Source organism: Micromonospora noduli, from assembly GCF_003264365.1.
Lineage (GTDB): Bacteria > Actinomycetota > Actinomycetes > Mycobacteriales > Micromonosporaceae > Micromonospora > Micromonospora noduli.
This window is the reverse complement of the sequence record NZ_PYAK01000009.1, coordinates 174,468-193,979: the sequence shown is the minus strand read 5'-3', so window position 1 is coordinate 193,979 and position 19,512 is coordinate 174,468. Positions and strand designations below refer to the sequence as shown.

Here is a 19,512-nt window from a genome sequence, read left to right as displayed (position 1 = left end):
AGGGTGAGGTGCCGGTCGCGGGTGGCGCGGCGTGCTTCGGCGTCGAGGGCGGCTTGGGTGGCGGCGTCGGCGATGTCAGGGGCGACGTGGTCGAGGATGCGGGTGCCGAGTTTGCGCAGATGGGTGGGGTCGAACTGTGCGGCCCAGCCGACGAGCACACCGACCGCTTTGTCGGCGGTCTCGGCGTCGGCCGACCTGCTCACGGTGTCGACGGTGTCGGTGATGACCCGGGCCTGGTCCAGGCTGATGGTGCCGTCAGCCAGCGCTTGTCGGATGCCGGGATTGCCGGTGTCCAGGGCGGTGGCGAGGTCGATCAGGCGGCGGGCGGCGGGAACGGTCAGCCGTAGTCGTTCGCGGAGCCAGACCGCGGTGCAGGAGGCTCCTTGGGTGCGGGCGGTGCCGCGGCCGTCGACCTCACGGATCAGGGTGAGGGTGACGGCGGCGAGGCGTTGCTGAAGACGGTGCGCGGCGTCGAGCGCGGCGATCAGCTCGTGCTCCGGCAGGGCCCAGGCGGCGGCGTCGACGCAGGCAGAGATCGCATCGTCTGCCAGCGCCAACTCCTCAACCATGACCCGACACTAGGACAGGTGTACGACACTTTCAGTTACCATGATCGATTGAATTCACGGCAGCCGGCGTGAACCTGGCAGGCCGCGCCGCAGCTGGACACATGCCGACAGTTCCGCCTCGGAGGATGGGGTTACCGCGCGGGGTGGCGGCAGCGCTGCTGGTTCGGCCGTGGCCAGGGGGTTTCAGCCGCGCCGGACGAGGCCCGGGCCGGCGATGATGTTGATGTCACCGTCCGCGATCTCGTGGCCGGCGGCGCAGCGGAGCACCGCGCGGATCGGCTCGCCGCAGTCGTGGTGGGTGGCGACGACGGACGGGCCGGTGTCGGTGGCGGCCCAGGTGTCGCCCCAGTTGCGCAGTGCGGTGATGACGGGCAGGAGTTCGCGCCCCTTGCGGGTGAGTTGGTATTCGTGGCGGGTGCGCTGCCCGGGCTCCCGGTAGGGGATTCGTTCGAGCAGTTCGGCGGCGACCATCTCCTTGAGGCGGGCCGCCATGGCGGGCTCGCCGACGCCGACCCGGCGGACGAAGTCGTCGAAGCGGCGCGTGCCGAGCAGGGCCTCGCGCATGATCAGGACCGTCGACCTGCTGCCCACGATGTCCATCGCCCGGGCCACCGAGCAGTTTTCGCTCGTCCAGGAATCGCGATCGTCTCGTAGGTCCTCCATGCCCTTCAGCGTACCTGACTTGCGTGAGGGCTAGCCAGGTGCTTCACTGGGTCGCGCTGACTTCAGCAGACGCAAGTCAGACCATCGGCCTGAAGGATCTTCAGTGACTACCAGCGCCACGGCCCCAACCCCACCCGGAGCGACCCCAACCGGGAAGAACCCACCAGGACCGGCCGCGACCGCTCGCTCGTCCTTGCGCGGCTCCCGCCCGGTGACCCTGATCGCCATGTGCCTGGGCGCGATGATCACGTTCCTCCAGATCACCGCGACGGTCTCCGCGTTGACCACGATCCAGCAGGACCTGCGGGTCGACCCGACCACTCTGGTCTGGATCCCCAGCGCCTACACCCTGATGGTGGCGAGCGTCGTGCTGTCCGCGGCCACCCTGGGCAGCCGCTACGGGCGTAAGCGCATGTTCGGTGCCGGGGTCGTCGCGATGATCGTCGGCGCAGCCGTAGTGGCTGGGGCTCCGACCGTCGGGTGGGTGATCGTCGGGCAGTTGGTCGCCGGCCTCGGCGGGGCCCTGATCCTGCCGAACAGTCTGGCCATCCTCGGCGCGACCTTCACCGATCCGCACCGACGGACCGAGGTCATCACCGCGTGGTCGGCGGCGTCCGGCATCGGCCTCGCGATCGGCCCGCTCATCGCCGGCTTCCTGCTGCGGCAATACCAGTGGCACAGCGTCTACCTGTCGACCATCGCGCTGGGTCTGGTCACCCTCGTCGTCGCCGTCGTCGGGGTGGCCGAGTCCCGGCCGAGCGCCGCCCGACTCGACGTGCCCGGCCTGCTGCTGGGCACCTTCGCCATCGCGGCCGCCGTCTACGCGCTGATCCAGGGCGGCAAGATCGGCTACACCAGCCCGGTGGTGTTGACGGCCTGGGTCATCGCGGTCGTCGCACTTGTCGCGTTCGTCCTGGTCGAGCTGCGGGCCAGCGCGCCAATGCTCGACGTACGGCTGTTCCGGTCGGCGTCGTTCAGCGCCGTCATGGTCGTCGGCGCGGTGTCGCTGTTCGGTTTCACCGGCGTGGCGATCCTGCTGGTCCTCTTCCACGAACGTGCCCAGGCGCTCAGCCCGCTGGACACCGGCTGGCGCATGCTGGTGCTCTTCGGCACGTACGTGCTGGTCGCCTTCGGCGCCGGGCGCGCGATTCGTCGTACCGGATTCAAGGCGCCGTTGACCCTCGGCCTGGTCCTCGGTGCGGTGGCCAGCTTCGCGCTGGCGAACCAGGGGCCGACCACGTCGTTCGGTGACCGCTGGGCGCTGTTCGCGTTGTTCGGTGCGGCCAGCGGTCTGGTGGTGGCCCCGGCGACGGCGGCGGCGTTGGCCAGCGTGGCGCCCGCCCAGGCCGGCATGGCCTCCGGCGCGGTCAACGCCGCCCGCCAGGTCGGCTCGGTGCTCGGCTCGTCACTGCTCGGCACGCTCCTCACCACCACGATGGTGGCCGACCTGCCGGAACGGCTCGCCGCGCACCAGATCGGCGAACCCACCCGTACCGCCGTGCAGGCTGCGGTGGCCTCCGGCGCCAACGGCGGCCAACCGCTGCCCGACCCGGTCCGGGCGGCGATCGCGGAGGCACTGACCTCCGGCGTCCAGGCCGGGTTGCGGGTCAACGGCGTCGTCTTCCTCGTCACCGCAGTGCTGGCGCTCACCCTGATCCGCAACCGGCCGCACCAGCACTAGCTAGGAAGCCAGCGCGTCCAGCTCCTCGATGGCGTCGGTCGGCAGTTTCAGGTCGGCCGCCGCCATGTTCTCCCGCAGGTGCGCCACGCTGGAGGTGCCGGGGATCAGCACGGTGGTGGGGGAGCGCTGGAGCAGCCAGGCGAGGGCGACCTGCTGCGGTGAGGCACCCAGTCGGGCGGCCACGCCGTCGAGCGTGTCGGACTGCAACGGCGTGAACCCGCCGAGCGGGAAGAACGCCGCGAACGCGATGTTCTCCGCCGCGCACCGGTCGACCAGGGCGTCGTCCTGCCGGTTGGCGACGTTGTAGAGGTTCTGCACTGTGACCACCGGCGCGATTGCCTGGGCCTCGGTGAGCTGGTCGAGCGTGACGTTGCTGAGCCCGAGGTGCCGGATCAGGCCCTCCTGCCGCAGCTCCGCCAGGGCGGCGAACTGCGCACCGAGCGGCTCGCCGGTGGTGCCCTCCGCGACGCCTACCCGCAGGTTGACCACGTCGAGCACGTCCAGGCCGAGGTGTTCCAGGTTCTCCCGAACCTGGGCCTTGAGGTCGTCCGGCTCCTGAGCCGGGATCCAGGAGCGGTCGGCGCCGCGTCGCGCGCCGACCTTGGTGACCAGGTGCAAACCCTGGGGGTACGGGTGGAGCGCCTCGCGGATCAGCTCGTTGACCACCGCGGGCCCATAGAAGTCGCTGGTGTCGATGTGCCGGACGCCCAGGTCGACGGCCTCGCGGAGCACGGCGAGCGCCTGCTCGCGGTCGCGGGGCGGGCCGAAGACACCCGGGCCGGCCAACTGCATCGCCCCGTAGCCCATCCGGCTCAGGGTGAGGCCGTCAGCGGGGGTGAGGGCACCGCCGGGAAGGTTCTCGCTCATTTCATCCTCTGTCCGTTGTCGTTGTGACATCCGTGGCCGTGAGGAACCGGCCCTCCGACGACTGTCCGTCGGCAGCCGCCCGGGCGGCAGGGCGAGCTGTTCCTGGTAGTGACACAGCCAGTCACCGGGCCGCCCGGCGATCTACCGTCGGTGGCATGGACGCAACAAACCCGCTCGGCGACTTCCTGCGCGCCCGCCGGGAGCAGACCCGGCCCGAGGACGTCGGGCTCGGCCCGGGCGTTGGCCTGCGCCGGGTGCCGGGGCTGCGGCGCGAGGAGGTGGCGATGCTGGCCGGCATCAGCGCCGACTACTACCTCCGATTGGAGCAGGGGCGCGAGCGGCACCCTTCGGTGCAGGTCCTCGATGCCCTCGCAGGGGTGCTGCGGCTGGATCCGGAGGCGACCGCGTACATGATCGGGTTGAGCCGTGCGCGGTCGCGCCGGGCGTCCCGACCGGCCGCCGAGCGGGTCCCGGCCAGCATCCTGCATCTGCTGCGGCAGCTCTCCATGCCGGCCTTCGTGCAGAATCGCTACCTCGACATCCTGGCGTCGAACCCGATGGCGAGGGCGCTGTCGCCGAATCTCGCCCCGGGTGCCAACCGGCTCCGCGCGGTGTTCCTGGACGAGGCCGAGCGGGAGCTGTTCCGCGACTGGCGGCAGGCGATGCAGAGCGTCGTGGGGCAGATGCGTGCCGACTCGGGCGGCGCCACCGACGACCCACGGTTGACGGCACTGGTGGGCGAGTTGTCACTCAAGAGCGATTGCTTTCGGCAACTCTGGGCGCGCCACGAGGTGCGTCGACGGGAGGGCATTGTCAGCCGGCTGCACCACCCCGAGGTGGGCGACCTCGACCTGTACTGCGACAAGCTCGCGGTGGCCGGCGCCGACGGGCAGCTCCTGGTGATCTACCACGCCGAGCCCGGTACGGAGTCCGCCCGCTCGTTGGCGCTGCTCGGCTCGATCGCCGCCAGCAGGGCCGACGAGGTGCCGGACAGCCTTCGACCCGGCGACCCGGCCCGCCTCTATCCGCTGGAGTGACCCGGTCAGGGCCGCTGCGGGGTCGCCCGGGTGGGGATGTGCTCATAGCGCTTGCGCATGGTCTCGCTGGCAGCCGGGCCGGCGGCGAACACGAAGTCGGCGTCGTCGAGCGGGCGACCGGTGCTGCGGTCCACGATCACCGGGTCGGCCTCCAGTCCGGTGGTCCGGTCGACGAGGATCATGCTGCGCTCACTCGGATCGAGGCGTGAGTTACCCCAGGCGGCGAGGGCGACGACGACGGGCCGCAGGCTGCGGCCGAGGTCGGTGAGGACGTACTCGTAGCGGTCGGGCCTGGTCTGGTAACGGCGACGTTCGAGCAACCCTTGACCGGTGAGGGCCTTGAGCCGGCTGGTCAGGATGCTGGACGAGACGCCCAGGTTGGCCTGGAACTGGTCGAACCGGGTGTAGCCGTCGAACGCGTCGTGCAGGATCAACAGCGTCCACCACTCGCCCACGTGGCCGAGCGCGCTGGACAGCGGGCATTCGCGGTCCTCCAAGCGGATCTTCCCGGCCACAACTGTGCCCTCTCCCGAGTAGGTGCTAATGTCGAAGTTAGTAGGTGCTATTTCAGAAGTAACTGTACGACGTCCTGGTGGCGTGCGCCTCCTGCTGCCCAGCGACGTCCGGAAGGGTCTCCAGCCATGACCGTCGCCCAGGCCGCACCGGCCATCATCCGTCGCTACTTCGAGCTCGCTGGCCGGCCTGACTCCGAGGACTACTTCGCCCTCTTCGCCGAGGGCGCCGTGGTCGAGGACGAGTCGAACGAGTACCGGGGCATCGAGGCCATCCGCGCGTGGCGTCGCGCCGTGCCGCTGGTGTCGTACGAGATCACCGACGTTGAGGACACTCCCGCCGGCACCGTCGTCACCGCGACGATCGCCGGCGACTTTCCCGGCAGCCCGTTCGCCGGCCTCCGTTACCGCTTCAGCGACTACGACGACACCGCGATCCGGCAGCTGCGCATCGCCCCCTGACGACAGAGGGGGCACTTGACGACCTTTGTTTGTGAGTGCACACTTACAAACATGCGATCCACCGCCGAGGCCCGCCGGGTCACCGTCCTGAACGCCGCGGTGTCGGTGTTCGCGCGCGCCGGCTTTCACGCCACACCGGTCACCGCCGTGGCTGCCGCCGCCGGCATCTCCGAGGCGTACGTCTTCCGGCTCTTCTCCGGGAAGCTCGGTCTGTTCGTGGCGGCGGCCGGGGCGTGTTTCGACCGGATCGCCGACGCGATCGAGGCGGGTGCGGAGCGCGCCGGGGGTGACAGCCCGGAGGAGATCCTCGACGCCATGGGCGGTGCCTACGCGGAGCTGATCGCCGACCGCGACCTGCTGCTCTTCCAGGTGCAGGCGCAGGCCGTCACGGACATCCCGGAGGTCGCCGAGGCGGTGCGGGCCGGCTACCGGCGGGTCGCGACCTTCGTGCAGAGTCGGGCCCAGGCCAGCGACGCGCAGGTACAGCAGTTCTTCGCGTACGGCCAGTTGTGCCACCTGATCGTGACCGCCGGCCTGGAGCAGGTCCCGGAGTCCTGGGCTCGCGCCCTGACCGCCGGCATCCGTCACCCCTGACCGACCCCGATGGTGGGCCGCCTCGGCGGCCCACTCTTTTAGGCCAACAAGTGTGTGAGTGCACACTTACAAACAAGGGAGAACCTCCGATGACCACCGAGACGACGATCACCGAAGTGGTGCTGCCCGGCGTGGTGGAGCCCGACGGCCTCCGGCTGCACCGCCGTGCGATGCCCACCCCCGCCCGGGGTCAGGCGCTCGTCCAGGTTGAGGCCACCGGCATCTCGTTCGCCGAGCAGCAGATGCGCCACGCGCTCTACCCCGGCCAGCCGAAGTTCCCGTTCGTACCCGGCTACGACCTCGTCGGCACCGTCCGGGAGGTCGGCCCCGGCGGCGACGACGCACTGGTCGGCACCCGGGTGGCGGCGGTCACCAAGACCGGTGCCTGGGCCACACACGCACTTGTCGACATCGACGCCCTGGCTCCGGTGCCCGTGGGCCTGGACCCCGCCGCGGCCGAGACCGTCGTCGTCAACGGGGTGACAGCCTGGCAGATGCTGCGGGACGCCGACCTGACGGCCGGACAGACCATCCTCGTGCACGGCGCGAACGGCGGCGTGGGGAGTGTGCTCGTCCAACTCGGCCGACACCTCGGCCTGCGGGTCATCGGCACCGCCGCCGCCCGGCACCACGCCGGGCTGCGCGAACTCGGCGTCGAACCGCTTGACTACCGCGACCCGGACATGGCCGCGCGGGTCCGCGAGCTGGCGCCTGGTGGCGTCGACGCCGTCTTCGACCCGGTCGCCGGCCCGGGCGTACGCACCTCGTACGCCCTGCTCGCCCCCGGCGGCAAGTTGGTCGTCTACGGCAACGCCGCCGCCGTGGGCACCGGACAGTCGGTCGTGTGGGTCTTCGTGAAGCTGCTGACCCGCCTCTACACCTGGAACGCGCTGCCCAACGGCCACCGGGCCGGCTTCTACAACTTCTGGGCCGGCCAGCTCACCCGCCGCGCCGCGTTCCGCCGTCGCCTGCGTACCGACCTCGGCATCGTGCTCGACCTGCTGCGGCAGGGAGTGATCGTGCCGCAGATCGCCGCCCGCTACCCGCTCAGCGAGGTCTCCGCAGCGCTGGTGTTTGCCGAGAACCGCAGCCGGGCGGGCAAGGTGGTGCTGGAGCCCTGACCTCCGGCCGGTCCAGGGCGCTGGTGCGGCGGGCCGCCGCGAGGGCGTACGGTGAACATGTCGCCCGGGGGACCCCGGTGGCCGCCAGACGCCGTCGCCACCAGCCCGCCAGGGCGTTACCGCTCATCTTCTGCATCGCCTCGACGCACCGGTCGTGTCAGCTGATCGCGGACCGCGTCCCGACCGACCGGTCGCCGCGTCGCCGGCCTCCGGCGATCGGTTGCCCGACGCGCGCACTCGGGTTCACCCTCCGTGCAAATTGTTCCGAACGCTTAATTAGGGGAGTACCAGATGAGGATCGCCAGGGACCGAATCGTCGCCGCACTTCGCGACCGGGGTCAGCTGGCCCGGGCCGCCTGGGTCGAGCGCGAGCTGCCCGAGCAGGTGGACCCGGCCAAGCACTCCGGGCTGCTCGCCACCCTGAACCTCAACCCGGCGGATCTCGTCGACGCGCCATCCCAGTGAGGGTGGCGCTGCTCGGGCCGGTCGCCAGCGGCTCGTGATCACGACGCGCCCCGGCGGCGCGGAGGCGACTCGGTGGACGCCGGGCGCTCGGCGGGCGAGGTAGCCTCACCGCTCGCACTACGTGCTCCTGCGATCGGGGAGGACAGGGGGAGGTGAAGCATGGCCGACATCGGCGAGGTGGTGCGTTGGCTGCAGCTCAACGCGCCCCGGGGTGGCCCGGACGAGGTGTCGCAACTGGTCGCCCGTGCGGCGCCCGCCATCGATGCCAGCGAGATCGTGATCTATCTGGCCGACTACACGCAGACCCTCCTCGTGCCGCTGCTCGGCGCGGGTCTCGACCGGGACCAGTTGCCGATCGAGACGACGCTCGCCGGCCGGGCCTTCACCACCCTCGACATCCAGCGCGCGCCCGACAACCCGGACCGGGTGTGGGTGCCACTGCTGCTCGGCTGTGAGCGGATGGGCGTACTGGAGATCGTCTCCCCGGCCGCCGCCGACGTGACGATGGACGCGCCGGCCTGGGAGGTGGCGGTCAACGTCGCCCAGATCCTGGTCAACCGCCGGCTCTACGGTGACGTGGTCGAGCGGATGCGGCGGCGGATGCCGATGCAGGTCGCGGCCGAGATCGTGTGGGGCCTGCTCCCACCGCTGACCTTCGCCACCGACGACCTGGTGGTCACCGCCATCCTCGAACCGTGCTACGACGTCGGCGGAGACATCTTCGACTACGCGTTGAACGACGATGTGCTCAGCGTCGGGCTCTTCGACACCTGTGGGCACGGCATCAAGGCGAGCACCCTGGCCTCGCTGGTGGTCAGCGCGTACCGCAACGCCCGTCGGTGTGGCCTCGACCTGGTTGACACGGCGATCAGCATCGACCGGTGGGTGCGCTCCGAGCACCCGAACTTCTTCGCGACCGGGTTGCTCATCGAGTTGGACCGCCAGACCGGCCAGCTCAGCATGATCAACGCGGGGCATCCCGGTGCGATGTTGCTACGCGACGGCAAGGCCGTTCGGGAGCTTCCGGGGCCGACAGTGTTGCCGCTCGGCCTGGGCCACCTGTCCCCTCGACGACCGCGGGTGCACGTGGAGAACCTGCATCCGGGCGACCGCATCCTCGCCTACACCGACGGCATCACCGACGCCCGTAGCGCGGAGGGGGAGCAGTTCGGGGTGGACCGGCTCGTCGACTTCGTCAACCGCGCCCTGAACGACGGGTTGCCCAGTCCGGAGACGATGCGTCGGCTGGTCCGCGCGGTGGTCGGCTACCAGGACGACCAGCTCGAGGACGACGCCACTGCCCTCTTCGTGGAGTGGCGGCCACCGCATCTGCCGCTCGCGCACCTCCGCGACCTCGCCGCCGCCACCGGACCTGACCGCGCGTCGCCGCGCTCCTGACCGCAGACCGCCCCGTCGCCGACCCCCGTACCCCGCAGTGGGATTTTGCACTCACAGTGCACTTGTCTCCGATCGCCGGGCTGTCTAGCGTCACCTCATGGCTGACTCATGGACCTTCGCCGTGGCGCGTGACGACCTCGGGCAGACCACGCTCGTCGATGGCTCCACCCCCGCCCTGGCCGACGGCGAGGCGCTGCTGCGCGTGGACCGCGTCGGCCTCACCGCCAACAACGTGACCTACGCGGTGCTCGGCGACTCGATGCGGTACTGGCAGTTCTTTCCGCCGGCGGCCCAGGGGCTCGGGCCGCAGTGGGGCCTGCCGCCGCTCTGGGGCTTCGCCGAGGTGGTCGCCTCGGCGGTGGCCGGCGTCGAGGTGGGGCAACGGATCTACGGCTACCTTCCGCCCGCCGGTCACCTCGTGGTGCGGCCGGACCGGGTGGACGCGTCCGGGTTCCGCGAGGCGAGCCCGCACCGGGCCGAGCTGCCGTCGCCGTACAACGCGTACCGGTCGACCACCGGGGATCCGGCGTACCAGCGCGACCAGGAGGATCTGTTGATCCTTTTCCGCCCGCTGTTCTTCACCTCGTTCATGCTGGCCGACCAGGTTGTCGACAACGACTTCTACGGTGCCGAGGCGCTGCTGGTGTCGTCGGCGTCGAGCAAGACCGCGTACGCCGCCGCGTTCGAGCTGCACCGGCGCGGGCCGCGCCTGGTCGGTCTCACCTCACCGGGCAACCTGGCGTTCACCCGGTCGCTCGGCTGCTACGACGAGGTCGTGACGTACGACGACATCGACACTCTCGACGTGGTCCCGACCGTCTACCTCGACCTGTCCGGCGCGCCTTCGACCCGTGCCGCCCTGCGGGGGCGTCTCGGCGACCGGCTGGTCCGGGACATCGCGGTCGGGCTCACCAACCAGACGCCGAACGCCGACGCCGCGGAGGAGGTGTTCTTCGCGCCGGTGCAGATGCGCAAGCGCAGCCACGACTGGGGCCGCGACGGCCTCGACCAGCGGTTCACCGAGGCCTGGCAACGCTTCGCCGCCGTCGTGAGCGGGTGGCTGGACGTTCGGGTAGGTGTCGGGCCGGCGGCGCTGCAACACGCGTGGCTCGACGTTCTCGCCGGTCGTACGCCGCCACGGGTGGGCCACGTCATCCAACTCTGAGCGGGCTCAGGCGGCGATGTCCGGACTGAGCTGGAGGCGCAGCGCGGCCAGCGACCGGGTGATCAGCCGGGACACGTGCATCTGCGAGACGCCGATCCGGTCGGCGATCTGGGCCTGGGTCAGGTTGCCGTGGAAGCGCAGGCTCAGGATCTGGCGCTCGCGTTCCGGCAGTGTGGCGAGGGCCGGACCGAGGGCGACGCGGATCTCGACGAGGTCGAACGCGCGGTCGTCGTCGCCGAGGGTGTCCCCGAGCTCCCGGCTGCCGTCGGCCCCGGTCGGGGTGGACAGCGACGTGGCCCGGTAGGCGCGCGCACCTTCCAGCCCCTCCAGGACGGTCTCCTCGGACACGTCGAGGTAGGACGCGATGTCCGCGACGGTCGGCGAGCGGCCGAGGTTCTGGGTCAGGGCGCTGTTCGCCGCGGTGATCGAAAGGCGCAGCTCCTGGAGGCGACGGGGTACGCGCACCGCCCAGGTGCGGTCCCGGAAGTACCGCTTGATCTCGCCGATGATTGTGGGAATGGCGTACCCGCTGAAGTCGACACCTCGGTCGTGATCGAAGTTGTCCACGGCCTTGATGAGCCCGACGAAGGCGGTCTGGGCCAGGTCGTCGTCGGGTGCGCCGCGTCCGCCGTAGCGGCGCGCCAGGTGCCGGGCGAGCGGTAGCCACGCCTCGATGGCGCGGTCCCGCACTGCCGGGCGGCGGGGATCGTCCGCCGGGGTCGCCGCCAGGGCGGCGAGGAGGTCATCCGGGCTCTGCTCGCTGCTCCGCTGATCGATGCCGGCGCTGGTGGCGTTGTCGACGATGGTGGCCATGTGGGTGGTCCTTCCCGCAGGCCCGTCGATCGAGTCGACCGGAAGAGTCTCCGAACCGGCTGCCGCCGGGGCGCACGTACGGGCGAAGGTGCGCTGTCGCAAGGCCACGAGCACGGGCCTCGCCACCGCGTCATGTCGTTCACTTGATGACCCGGACACTACCCGAAAGACCGACTATTTTCTAGCCGAAAGTATGAGGCTAGGCGTTTAGAGAGGGAGCGGGCGGGGATCAGCCGCGCTGATCCGAGGCGTCGACAGTGGTCGCGGCCGGCTGGGCCGGCTTCACCGCGAACGGGTGGCGCAGTTGCCGCATGGCCTCTTCGCTGCTGTCGAAGGTCACCGCCGGTCCGTCCAGCACGTCACCGTGCGACGTGGCGAGGAACAGGGCGGGTCGGCCGTTGTCGTTCGATGTCATGCAGGGATCCTGTCTCTACGAGAGGGGTGCGTCTGGGGCCTCGGCAACGTCGGCCGTGCGACCTGGTGACGCTTCGGCGCACACGCTGGCGCCCGAATGCTGGTGTCCTGCGAACGGGCGAGCGCCCGGCGACACCGACACCCCGCACCATACCCGGCGCCGCCATCACATATGCGCCGCCGACGGACCCGCCCTGCTTGTGGCGAACCGGGCGCCCGGGAATTCTGTAATCCCACCCGCTGCCGCGAGTCTCCGATCTTGAGGGCGGTCAGCACACCCATCGTGGGCGCCGCGCGGATGAGCACCCGAGGAGTGAGACCCATGTCGTCAGCCGGTCGAGCACTGCCCGATGTCGGGTTGGTCGTCGCGGCCCGGCAGGGCGATCAGCGCGCTCTCGACGATGTCGTCGCGGCCTCGCTCCCGCTGGTCTACAACATCGTCGGGCGTGCGCTGCGCGGGCACGCCGACGTCGACGACGTGGTCCAGGAGACGTTGGTACGGGTGATCCGGTACCTGCCCGCGCTCAACGACCCGGCGGCGTACCGGTCCTGGCTGGTGGCGATCGCCATCCGCCAGGTGCGTGACTGGGAGACGCGCCGCCGCGTCGCGCTCAACCGCGATGCCGGGCTGGACGCGATCCACAACGTGCCCGACCCGGCCTCCGACTTCGCGGGGATGACCATCCTCCGGCTCGGCCTCACCGACCAACGACGCGAGGTCGCCGAGGCGACCCGCTGGCTCGACCCGGACGACCAGGAACTGCTCTCGCTGTGGTGGCTGGAGGAGACCGGCGAGATCGCCCGCAACGAGGTCGCCGACGCGCTCGGGTTGTCACCGGGGCACGTCGCGGTGCGGATCCACCGGATGAAGGAGCAGATCCAGAGCGCCCGTGGCGTCGTACGCGCGCTCCGCGCCCGCCCGGGCTGCCCGGACCTGGGCGCCGCGACCGCCGAGTGGGACGGCACGCCCAGCTCGCTGTGGCGCAAGCGACTGGCTCGACACGTCCGCGACTGCGCGTTCTGTGGACGGCTGGGGACCACCCTCCTGCCGATCGATCGGCTGCTCGCCGGTATGCCGTTGCTGCCGCTGCCGGCGGGTCTCGGCGCCCACCTGCCGAGCGCGACCGCCCCGGCAGCCGCCCAGGCCGTCGCGCCGCCTGGCCCGACGGCCGGACCCGCCGCCGGGCCGACCCCACAGGGCGCGGTGCCCGCCGATGCGGGCGGCGGCCCGAGCGTCGTCGACCTCGCGGTGAACAGGCCCCGTGGCCTCGTGCCGTCCCTCGCCGCCGGTGTGGCCGCCGCCGTCCTTGCCATCACCATGGCGGTGGTGATCCTGCCGGACGATCCGTCCGCGCCCTCGTGGGCAGCGCCGCCGTCTGCCGCGCCCACCGCCGTCGCCACCCCGAGCGTCGCGCCCTCGCCGAGCGCACGCCCCTCGTCGAAAGCTCCGGTCGCGCCGGCGGTCAGCTCCACCCGCAAGGGCGTCGGGGTGTGGAACTTCGCCGGGGTGAGTCAGGCGTTGGCGAACTCCAAGGCCGGCTGGTACTACACCTGGGGCACCCAGCACCCGGGCATCAGCACGCCGCGCGGTGCGACGTTCGTGCCGATGATCCGCAGCGCGGAGAACGTCACCGCAGCGGAGCTGGCGCGGGCCAGGGCCGCCGGGCCGTACCTGCTCACCTTCAACGAGCCGGACATGCCCGAGCAGGCGAACATGACAGTCGAGCAGGCGTTGGACCTGTGGCCGCAGCTGATGGCGACGGGCAGCAAACTGGGCAGCCCGGCAGTGGCCTGGGGCGGGCCGGACCCGCAGGGTTGGCTGGACAGGTTCATGACCGGCGCCCAGGCCCGCGGCCACCGGGTGGACTTCATCACGCTGCACTGGTTCGGCGCCGACTTCACGACCGCCACCGCGGTGGCCCAACTCCGGCAGTACCTCCAGGCCGTCTACCAGCGCTATCGGAAGCCGATCTGGCTGACCGAGTTCGCGCTGATCCGCTTCGCCGGTGGCGGTTCGCAGTTTCCCAGTCAGCAGCAGCAGGCGGCCTTCCTCACGGCGGCCACCGCCATGCTCGGCCAGCTCCCCTACCTGCAGCGCTACGCCTGGTTCGGGCTACCCGCCACGGACAAGGATCGGTCCGGGTTGTTCAGCGACGGGACCGAGTCGACAGTGGTCGGCCGCGCGTTCCAAGCCGCCCGCTGAGCACCGGCGATCGGATGGACGAGCAGATCATGGTGGAGCGCCGAGGGCTTCGCGTACGGGCCGGGCGGCTGGTCGGCGTCGTCGCGACACTGGTCGCCACGGCGGTGGCCGTCGGGCTCAGTCAGGGCTGGGGCCGCACCAACCAGGCACCAGCAGCGTCGTCGGCAGCTGCGGTGCCGATCGCGCCGGTGGTGCTCAACGGTACCGACGACGCCTTCATCCGACTGCTGATCCCAATGAACGAGGGCGCGCTCGCGCTGATCGACCAGCTCGACACCCGCCCGGCGGATCCGTCGCTGCGGGCACTCCTCGGCGAGGTCCGGAAGGCCCATCGGGCGGAGTTGCGGGACCTGCGTGGACTCCTGGCAGCGGGCAACGTGCCGGAGCTGAACATCCACGAGGGGCATCAGATGCCCGGCATGGTCACCGAGGCCAGCCTCGCCGAGCTGCGTGCCACGTCCGACGCGGAGGTGTCGTCCCGGGCGGCTGGCCTGATCAGGGCGCACCTCGCGCAGACAGTGGTGCTGTGCCGGGGCGAGCAGACCGCCGGGGGAAGCCCGGAGCTGAAGGCACTAGCCGGCCGGATCCAGCAGGCGCGGGCTGCCGAGCTGAACTCGCTGGACAACCGGCCCGGCGCGCCCACCGCCGCACCGGGCGGCTGAGCATGCGGCCCAGAGGACCGGCCGATGCGGACGTCTGACCTGCACGCCGACGTCCTCCCTCCGTCCCGGGCGTCCCGTCCCGCCCACCGTGCCGTCACGACGGACGCCGTCCGCCCGGTGCGGCGCGCGACGCACCGGACCCGCAGCGCGCCACTGCCCGATGCGGTCGCCCCGGTGCCGGCGGCAGGTTGGCGCGGTGGCCACCGTCGCGCCGCCGGCCGGGCCGCCATCGTCGCGTCCGTTTCGACGGTCAGTCTCGGATGGCTGCTCGCGATCCTGGTCGCGCCGCACGTCACCCTCTCTCCGGGTGCGCGGATGGTCGCCCTCTTCTGCCACCTGACCTGCCTCGTGGTGGGCTTCGGCGCGGTGCTGACGGTGGACTGGTTCAGCCTCCGCTGGCTGCTGCGCCGCGAACCGCTCGGCACCGTGCTGACCGCCGCCCGCGGCGCACACCTGCTCATCTGGCTGGGCCTGGTGGGTCTGCTCGCCAGTGGGGCCGCCCTCGGCCCGGACACGTCGTCCGGCCTGGTCTGGGTCAAGTTGCTCGCGGTGCTGGTGGTCGGCGTCAACGGGCTGTTCCTCGGCCGGGTTCGCGATCGACTCGTGGCCGTGCAGGGCCGCCCACCCTGGTCGGCCCTGCTGCCCGGTGCCGCCGCCGCGACGATCTCGCAGCTCGCCTGGTGGACAGCGACCCTCGTCGGCTTCTGGAACGCCAACGGCTGACGGCCGCCGGCCGCGTTGGTGGTCAGGCCGGCGTCGGGTGCCTCTCCGCGAACCGGGCGCGGGTCAGGAACGCGAGCTGGGCCCGCTTGTCCGGCATCTCGATCTCGGAGTCGAAGGTGAAGCCCTCGATCTCCAGTCGGCGTAGGGCGAGGTGGTTGCGGACGTCCGGCTCGACCACGATCCGCTGCGCGGTCGGGTCGCGGAACAGGAAGCGGGCGACGGCCGGGCCGGCCGCGTTGGTGAGGCTGCGGGCGAGGCGTCGGTCGGGGCTGAGCAGCAGGTGCATCCCCACGTCGCCGGGCTGGACGGGATAGCGCTCGCCGACCGGGTCCGCCTCGGGCTGATAGCTCTGGAACAGGCCGACCGGCTCCCCGTCGACAGTGATCAGGTACGCGTGGTGCGTGGGCAGACTGTCCACAAAGGCGTAGATCTCGCGGACCTCTTCGAGGGTGTGCGAGCCCATGCCCCAGAAGGAGTTGCGGGGGAGGGTCACCCAACCGTGCAGGAGGGCGGCGTCCCGGTCGGGGTCCACGGTCACCAACGACAGCTCGCCGAGACCGGCGATCTTCTCCTGGTACGTCATCGGGCGCTGTCCTCTGTTCCATCCGGGGCGCAACTTAGGTTAACCTCCCCTAACCAAGGATGACCTTACCTGGAGGGTTCGTGAAACGGAACTGGGAGGCCCTGGTCCTCAAGGCCATGGGAGGGCGGGACTTTCAGTTGACCGTCCTGAGCACCGAGTCGATCGACGGGCACTACCAGCGGCTCCTCCTGGACGGGGGCGGCCTGCTGGAGACGTGCGGGGTGCACCCCACGATGTGGATCCGGCTGTGGTTCAACAACGACGGCCGCGCCCACCAACGCGCGTACACGCTGGTGGACCCCGACCCGACCACCGGCCGATTCACCCTCGAATTCGCCATCCACGACGGGTGTGCGGCCCGGTGGGCCACCGCGGCCGAGGTCGGCGACACCATCAGCGCGACAGTGCAGGGCAGCGCGTTCGAGCTACCCGACCCCGCGCCCGAGCACCTCTACCTGGTCGGCGACGCGGCCTCCCTGCCCGCGGTGAACAGCCTGCTCGACGCCGGTGCCGACATCCCGGCGACGGTCTGGCTGGAGTACGCCCACGAGGGCGAGAAGGCGCTCGCGTTGCGGGCCCGGGCGCACCACGACGTCACCTGGGTGCCACGGCGCGACGAGGGTCAGCACCTCGTCGACACGGTCTGCGCGGCAGTGCCGACCACCGGCGCGGGCCACTACTGGGTGGCCTGCGAAGCGGCCACCACCCGGGGCATCACCCGACACCTCCGCAAGACGCTCGGCGTCGACAAGGACCGGTTGACCTCCCTCGGCTACTGGAAAGCGGCATGAAGGGCCGGCTCGGCACCCTCACCGCGCTGTACGTCACCCAGTACCTCGGCGTCGGCTTCATCACCGTCGGGCTCACCGCCATCCTGCGCGACGGCGGCACCTCGCTGGACACGTTGGCGCTGTTGCAGATCGTCGGCCTGATCTGGCCCATCAAGTTCCTCTGGGCGCCGATCCTCGACCGGTACGGCTCACGGCACCGCGGCCACTACCGCTCCTGGCTGCTCGTGCTCCAGACCGCTCTGGTGCTCGCCCTGCTGGCGCTGCTGCCGTTCGCCAGCCCGGCCGACGCGCTCGGCCCGATCATCGCGATCTGCGCCGCGTACGTGTTCTTCTCGGCCACCCAGGACATCGCCGTGGACGCCGTCGCGGTCCGGATGCTGGCCGACTCGGCCCGGGGCACCGGCAACGGCATCCAGGTCGCCGCGAGCTACCTCGGCAACCTGCTCGGCGGTGGCGCCTGCGTTCTGGTCTACGACCAGTTCGGCTGGGTGCCGGCGATCGGCCTGCTGGCCGCGATGACGGCGGTCGGCCTGCTGGTGGTGTGGCGGTTCCGGGAGCCTCCCCGTACCGATCGGGTGGAACGGGTCGGCGCCGCCTACCGGGCGTTGCTGTCGGTGTTCGGCCAGCCGGGCTGCCGGTGGTGGACGTTCGGTGTGGTGCCGCTCGTCTACGTCGGCGCGGGCATGGCGTACGCCCTGGTCACCCCGGCGCTGGTCGACGCCGGGTGGTCGTTGGGTCGGATCGGCGTCGTCACCGGCGTGGTGACCAGCGCCCCGGCCATCGTGGCGGGCCTGGTCGCGGGGCTCGGGATCGGGCGGTTCGGGCGCGGTGGGGTGCTCGTGGTCGGAGGCGTGGCGCTCACCGTGTCGACGTTGCTGCTGCTGCCGCTGATGAACGGCAGTGCTCCGCTGGGCGGGACGGTCGCCGCGCTCTGCTGCTTCATGGTGGCCTACACCATCGCCAACGTCGTGCTGTACACGGTCAACATGGACTACTCCCGGCCCGACACCGGCGGCACCGACTTCACAGTGCTGTCGTCGTTCGGTCTGGTCTGCTCGTTCGTGGCGGCGTCCATCGGTCTCGCGGCGGCCGACCGGGTCGGCTATCCGGCGGTCGCGGTCGCGGCCATCGTGCTGGTGGTCGCCGGGGTCGCACTCGGCCTCTCCCACCAGCGGCGATTCCCGCACCGGCCCGGCCCCGCCGTCGGCCCGACCGCCGAGCAGCCCACCGAGCAGCCCGCAGTGGACGGCGTCAAGGCGGTGGCGTGACCACCGTCCAGCCGGCCACCGACACCGCGACATCAGCACGACTGCCACAGAGATGGCTCATCCTGGCCGTGCTGTGCGTCGCGCAACTGGTAGTGGTGTTGGACAACACCGTGCTGACAGTGGCGGTGCCGGTGCTCACCACCGAGTTGGGTGCCAGCACCGCCGAGGTGCAGTGGATGATCAACGCGTACGCGTTGGTGCTGTCCGGGTTGCTGCTCACCGCCGGTAGCGCCGCCGACCGGTACGGCCGCCGTCGGATGCTGCTCGCCGGGCTGGTCCTGTTCGGGGTCGGCTCGCTGGCCGCCGGTCTGGCCAGCACCAGCGGGCAGCTGATCGCCGCGCGGGCCGGGATGGGTGTTGGTGGCGCGCTGCTGGTAACCGCGACGCTCGCGGTGGCGATGCAGGTCTTCGACGCCGCCGAGCGGTCCCGGGCGATCGGCATCTGGGCCGCCACCAGCGCGTTGGGCTTCGCCATCGGGCCACCGATCGGCGGCACGATCCTCGCGCATCTGCCGTGGGGCGCGATCTTCCTGATGAACGTGCCGATCGTGCTGGTCTGCCTGCTCGTCGGTCGCGCGCTGGTCCCCGAGTCCCGCGGGCCGGCCGGCGGCCGACTCGACGTGCTCGGCGCCGTGCTCTCCACCGCCGGCCTGACCGCGGTCGTCTGGGCGATCATCTCCGGGCCGGAGCGCGGGTGGGCGTCGACCGAGGTGATCGGCGCGGCGGTTGGCGGCGTACTCCTGCTCGGGATCTTCGTGCGGTGGGAACGACGGATCGCGCACCCGATGCTGGACATGCGCTTCTTCCGGGACCGGCGCTTCGTCGGTGCGATCTCCGGCGTCGTGCTGATCACGTTCGGCGCCACCGGCGCGCTGTTCCTGCTCACCCAGCACCTCCAGTTCGTCCGGGGTTACCCCGCCTGGGAGGCCGGTCTGCGGATGGCGCCCTTCGCGCTGTCCATCGTGCTGCTCAACGTCAGCGGCGTCGTCGCGAACGTGATCCGTCGGCTCGGCCTGGCGGCCGCCATCGCCGTTGGCATGACGCTGCTCGCTGCCGGACTCGCGCTGGTCACCCTCTTCCCGTCCGACGGGTACGGGGTGCTGCTGGTCGGGTTGCTCGTCATGGGTGTCGGTTGTGCGCTGGCGAATCCGGCCATCGTCGAGGCGGTGATGAGCGCGATCCCGGCGGCGAAGGCCGGCGCGGGCGCGGGGGTCGACGGCACCATGACCGAGGTGGGCAGCAGTCTCGGCATCGCGGTGCTGGGTGCCGTGCTGAACGCCCGGTTCGCGGCCCTGCTGCCGGCGGCCCTGGCCGGTGCCGGGTCGTTTCCGGCGGCTCTCGCCGCCGCCGGCGAAGGGGCCGAACGGGAGGCCGTGACTGTCGCCTTCGCCTCGGCGCTGGAGACCGGGCAGTTGGTGGGTGCGGCTGCGGTGTTGATCGGTGGCCTGGTTGCCGCCGGCTTGCTGCACCGGGCAGATCGCATCAAAACCGTCTAATAAGGGTAGGCTACCCTAATAGTCA

The 19,512-nt window shown here is 71.2% G+C and carries 21 protein-coding genes; 14 read left to right on the top strand and 7 right to left on the bottom strand.

Going from position 1 to position 19,512, the window contains the following annotated elements; translation table 11 throughout:
- Together GUI43_RS10360 and GUI43_RS10355 are read right to left on the bottom strand one after the other, a co-directional pair.
- A partial coding sequence (locus GUI43_RS10360) for a DUF222 domain-containing protein (RefSeq protein WP_146765883.1) occupies positions 1 to 569 on the bottom strand: 569 nt, incomplete at its 3' end.
- A 183-nt stretch (positions 570 to 752) separates the two neighbouring features.
- A complete protein-coding gene (locus GUI43_RS10355) occupies positions 753 to 1,232 on the bottom strand; it encodes a winged helix-turn-helix transcriptional regulator (protein ID WP_112698651.1) in 480 nt (159 codons plus the stop codon).
- Positions 1,233 to 1,443: 211 nt separating this feature from the next.
- Here GUI43_RS10355 and GUI43_RS10350 point away from each other — a divergent pair, with 211 nt between their 5' ends.
- Positions 1,444 to 2,913 (top strand): MFS transporter, encoded by a 1,470-nt coding sequence (locus GUI43_RS10350; protein WP_249037708.1) that lies wholly within the window; start codon positions 1,444 to 1,446, stop codon positions 2,911 to 2,913.
- Here GUI43_RS10350 and GUI43_RS10345 read toward each other — a convergent pair whose 3' ends face one another.
- Complete coding sequence (locus GUI43_RS10345; protein WP_112603663.1) at positions 2,914 to 3,780, bottom strand: oxidoreductase; 867 nt, start codon at positions 3,778 to 3,780, stop codon at positions 2,914 to 2,916.
- Positions 3,781 to 3,935: 155 nt separating this feature from the next.
- Here GUI43_RS10345 and GUI43_RS10340 point away from each other — a divergent pair, with 155 nt between their 5' ends.
- Positions 3,936 to 4,817, top strand: coding sequence for a helix-turn-helix domain-containing protein (locus GUI43_RS10340; RefSeq protein ID WP_112698650.1), 882 nt, complete (start codon positions 3,936 to 3,938; stop codon positions 4,815 to 4,817).
- Positions 4,818 to 4,822: 5 nt separating this feature from the next.
- Here GUI43_RS10340 and GUI43_RS10335 read toward each other — a convergent pair whose 3' ends face one another.
- Positions 4,823 to 5,314 (bottom strand): winged helix-turn-helix transcriptional regulator, encoded by a 492-nt coding sequence (locus tag GUI43_RS10335; protein WP_208646615.1) that lies wholly within the window; start codon positions 5,312 to 5,314, stop codon positions 4,823 to 4,825.
- A 144-nt stretch (positions 5,315 to 5,458) separates the two neighbouring features.
- Here GUI43_RS10335 and GUI43_RS10330 point away from each other — a divergent pair, with 144 nt between their 5' ends.
- From GUI43_RS10330 to GUI43_RS10310, 6 genes are all read left to right on the top strand, one after another.
- Positions 5,459 to 5,791 carry a nuclear transport factor 2 family protein gene (locus tag GUI43_RS10330; protein ID WP_112698648.1) on the top strand — a complete coding sequence of 111 codons (333 nt, stop codon included), beginning with the start codon at positions 5,459 to 5,461 and terminating at the stop codon, positions 5,789 to 5,791.
- A 51-nt stretch (positions 5,792 to 5,842) separates the two neighbouring features.
- Positions 5,843 to 6,385, top strand: coding sequence for a TetR/AcrR family transcriptional regulator (locus GUI43_RS10325; protein WP_112698647.1), 543 nt, complete (start codon positions 5,843 to 5,845; stop codon positions 6,383 to 6,385).
- Between the two features lie 89 nt (positions 6,386 to 6,474).
- Entirely contained in the window at positions 6,475 to 7,506 is a 1,032-nt protein-coding gene (locus tag GUI43_RS10320; protein WP_112698646.1) for a medium chain dehydrogenase/reductase family protein, read from the top strand.
- A 291-nt stretch (positions 7,507 to 7,797) separates the two neighbouring features.
- Complete coding sequence (locus tag GUI43_RS33815) at positions 7,798 to 7,971, top strand: hypothetical protein (protein ID WP_167362336.1); 174 nt, start codon at positions 7,798 to 7,800, stop codon at positions 7,969 to 7,971.
- 159 nt (positions 7,972 to 8,130) lie between these two features.
- Positions 8,131 to 9,369, top strand: coding sequence for a PP2C family protein-serine/threonine phosphatase (locus tag GUI43_RS10315; protein ID WP_112603673.1), 1,239 nt, complete (start codon positions 8,131 to 8,133; stop codon positions 9,367 to 9,369).
- A 97-nt stretch (positions 9,370 to 9,466) separates the two neighbouring features.
- The gene (locus GUI43_RS10310; protein WP_112698645.1) at positions 9,467 to 10,534 is read left to right on the top strand and encodes a DUF2855 family protein; all 1,068 of its coding nucleotides are present in this window, start codon (positions 9,467 to 9,469) and stop codon (positions 10,532 to 10,534) included.
- Between the two features lie 6 nt (positions 10,535 to 10,540).
- Here the strand turns inward: GUI43_RS10310 and GUI43_RS10305 are convergent, their stop codons facing one another.
- Positions 10,541 to 11,347 (bottom strand): SigB/SigF/SigG family RNA polymerase sigma factor, encoded by an 807-nt coding sequence (locus GUI43_RS10305; RefSeq protein ID WP_112698644.1) that lies wholly within the window; start codon positions 11,345 to 11,347, stop codon positions 10,541 to 10,543.
- Between the two features lie 229 nt (positions 11,348 to 11,576).
- On the bottom strand, positions 11,577 to 11,762 hold the full coding sequence (locus GUI43_RS10300) for a hypothetical protein (protein ID WP_112603679.1): 186 nt from the start codon (positions 11,760 to 11,762) through the stop codon (positions 11,577 to 11,579).
- 321 nt (positions 11,763 to 12,083) lie between these two features.
- Here GUI43_RS10300 and GUI43_RS10295 point away from each other — a divergent pair, with 321 nt between their 5' ends.
- Genes GUI43_RS10295 through GUI43_RS10285 form a run of 3 tightly spaced genes read left to right on the top strand, consistent with a single transcriptional unit; the run spans position 12,084 to position 15,349 of the window.
- Positions 12,084 to 13,964, top strand: coding sequence for a sigma-70 family RNA polymerase sigma factor (locus tag GUI43_RS10295; protein WP_112698643.1), 1,881 nt, complete (start codon positions 12,084 to 12,086; stop codon positions 13,962 to 13,964).
- A gap of 14 nt (positions 13,965 to 13,978) precedes the next feature.
- Positions 13,979 to 14,626, top strand: a complete 648-nt coding sequence (locus tag GUI43_RS10290) for a DUF305 domain-containing protein (RefSeq protein WP_225855038.1) — start codon at positions 13,979 to 13,981, stop codon at positions 14,624 to 14,626.
- A 24-nt stretch (positions 14,627 to 14,650) separates the two neighbouring features.
- Positions 14,651 to 15,349 (top strand): hypothetical protein, encoded by a 699-nt coding sequence (locus tag GUI43_RS10285; RefSeq protein WP_112698642.1) that lies wholly within the window; start codon positions 14,651 to 14,653, stop codon positions 15,347 to 15,349.
- A gap of 22 nt (positions 15,350 to 15,371) precedes the next feature.
- Here GUI43_RS10285 and GUI43_RS10280 read toward each other — a convergent pair whose 3' ends face one another.
- Positions 15,372 to 15,932 carry a GNAT family N-acetyltransferase gene (locus tag GUI43_RS10280; protein ID WP_112581730.1) on the bottom strand — a complete coding sequence of 187 codons (561 nt, stop codon included), beginning with the start codon at positions 15,930 to 15,932 and terminating at the stop codon, positions 15,372 to 15,374.
- 80 nt (positions 15,933 to 16,012) lie between these two features.
- Here GUI43_RS10280 and GUI43_RS10275 point away from each other — a divergent pair, with 80 nt between their 5' ends.
- The 3 genes from GUI43_RS10275 to GUI43_RS10265 are packed head-to-tail and all read left to right on the top strand — an operon-like array spanning position 16,013 to position 19,487.
- Complete coding sequence (locus GUI43_RS10275) at positions 16,013 to 16,723, top strand: siderophore-interacting protein (RefSeq protein WP_112581729.1); 711 nt, start codon at positions 16,013 to 16,015, stop codon at positions 16,721 to 16,723.
- Complete coding sequence (locus GUI43_RS10270; RefSeq protein ID WP_112698641.1) at positions 16,720 to 17,991, top strand: MFS transporter; 1,272 nt, start codon at positions 16,720 to 16,722, stop codon at positions 17,989 to 17,991. Before GUI43_RS10275 ends, GUI43_RS10270 begins: the two co-directional genes overlap by 4 nt.
- Positions 17,988 to 19,487 carry an MFS transporter gene (locus tag GUI43_RS10265; protein WP_112698640.1) on the top strand — a complete coding sequence of 500 codons (1,500 nt, stop codon included), beginning with the start codon at positions 17,988 to 17,990 and terminating at the stop codon, positions 19,485 to 19,487. The genes GUI43_RS10270 and GUI43_RS10265 overlap by 4 nt, the downstream gene beginning before the upstream one ends.
- Positions 19,488 to 19,512 lie beyond the last annotated feature (25 nt).